Below are 1,360 nucleotides of genomic sequence, written 5' to 3' on the forward strand. Positions count from 1 at the left end.
CTATGAGATTCTCATTCGTTTAAAAGAAGAGAATGGGCAAATAAAAGCCATTCACAAAATTATGGATAAATATGAAATTGTTGTTAGGGATATTAACATTGTTTATGGTCAAACCAGTTTTTTAGAAGAGGACAATGAAGATATTAATATTGTGATTCATGCCATGATTTTGGATCATTTTATTGATAAATTGATTGTTGAATTGAGTGGCCTAAGTGGTGTTGTATCGTTTTCATGTGGTGAGGAGTAGGAGGGGGCATGGTCGATTTAGGCTTTTGTAACATCCTTTTGATAGTAGACAACACTTAGTAATTCATTGTGTTTTTCTGCAACATTAACAAGTCTGCCGCCATATATAAAGCCTTTTTTCTCATGCAGTAGGATACTTCCTTGATTGCCTTCCGTAATAACAGAGATTAATTGTTTTATTTTTGGAGCATGATAAGCGGCTTCTATAATAGCATCCATTAGACGACTTCCTACCCCTTTGCCTTGAGCCTTTTTACTAACATATATGGAGATTTCTGCACTACAATATGCAGTCTCTCGTTTTCTACCATATGGCGATAAAGATGCAAAACCAAGGAGTTGACCATCATCTTCAAAAATCAGAATGGGATAAGCTTCTTGGTGTTCTTTTAACCATCTTTGACCTTCTTCATAGGTCAGCGGTTCCTCTTCAAAGGAGGCAGTACCGTTTAGAATACTATCATTATATATGTCCAGTAATACCGGAATATCATTTTCCATTGCTTTTCTAATCATATCGCTCCTCCCAAATGCCATAAAAATTTAAAGTACTAACAGTTTATCACATAATCTGTATAAGGTACAAAATGAGAATGAAAAAAGTATAAAATAGGGAGACAAAAAAGCTGTAAAATCTTATAGAATCAAGGTTTTACAGCTTTTTTCTTTAGCGCACGCAGTAGGACTTGAACCCACAACATTCTGATCCGAAGTCAGACGCTCTATCCAATTGAACTATGCGTGCTTATATCTAAACCTTATGGGTTAAGATCTATAAAAACTTTTGTAAGCGAATATCGGAACCGATAAAGCCTACAGATAAGTAATTACCATAAATGCGTGAAACAATACGATCGGTATATTGGTTGCTCCATGCACTTGGTGGTAAGTTTGTTGAGATGACAACAGGCTTCTTGTCCAGCATGCGTGAGTTAATGATATTAAACAGCTCCGATGTAGTAAAAGCATTGTTGATCTCAGTACCAAGATCATCAATAATGAGTAAATCACATTCGTATAGGTTTTGAATCTCATCTAATGTTACATGGCCCTCTTCGTTATGAAAGCGGTAAGTCTCTAGAAGCTTGAACAAACCAAAAGCCGTCAGATA

General features: G+C 35.8%; 3 protein-coding genes and 1 tRNA gene. 1 reads left to right on the forward strand and 3 read right to left on the reverse strand.

The genetic code is table 11. The features are described from left to right. Positions 1-250 (forward strand): hypothetical protein (locus AC6F8J_RS14910; RefSeq protein WP_500721268.1); only part of this gene is annotated, 250 nt, incomplete at its 5' end. Between the two features lie 17 nt (positions 251-267). On the opposite strand, the gene AC6F8J_RS14915 is transcribed toward AC6F8J_RS14910, so the two are convergent. The 3 genes from AC6F8J_RS14915 to AC6F8J_RS14925 form a co-directional block, all read right to left on the reverse strand. Then, on the reverse strand, positions 268-765 hold the full coding sequence (locus AC6F8J_RS14915; RefSeq protein WP_275841802.1) for a GNAT family N-acetyltransferase: 498 nt from the start codon (positions 763-765) through the stop codon (positions 268-270). Between the two features lie 155 nt (positions 766-920). Then, positions 921-994, reverse strand: a tRNA-Arg gene (locus tag AC6F8J_RS14920). Positions 995-1,021: 27 nt separating this feature from the next. Next, the coding region (locus AC6F8J_RS14925) for an ATP-binding protein (RefSeq protein WP_500724415.1) at positions 1,022-1,360 on the reverse strand (339 nt) is incomplete at its 5' end.

The sequence above is a fragment of the Petrocella sp. genome (assembly GCF_059865615.1).

Coding starts and splice junctions, on each gene's coding strand:
- AC6F8J_RS14915 (WP_275841802.1), bottom strand. CDS start 765: ATGATTAGAAAAGCAATGGAAAATGATATTCCGGTATTACTGGACATA.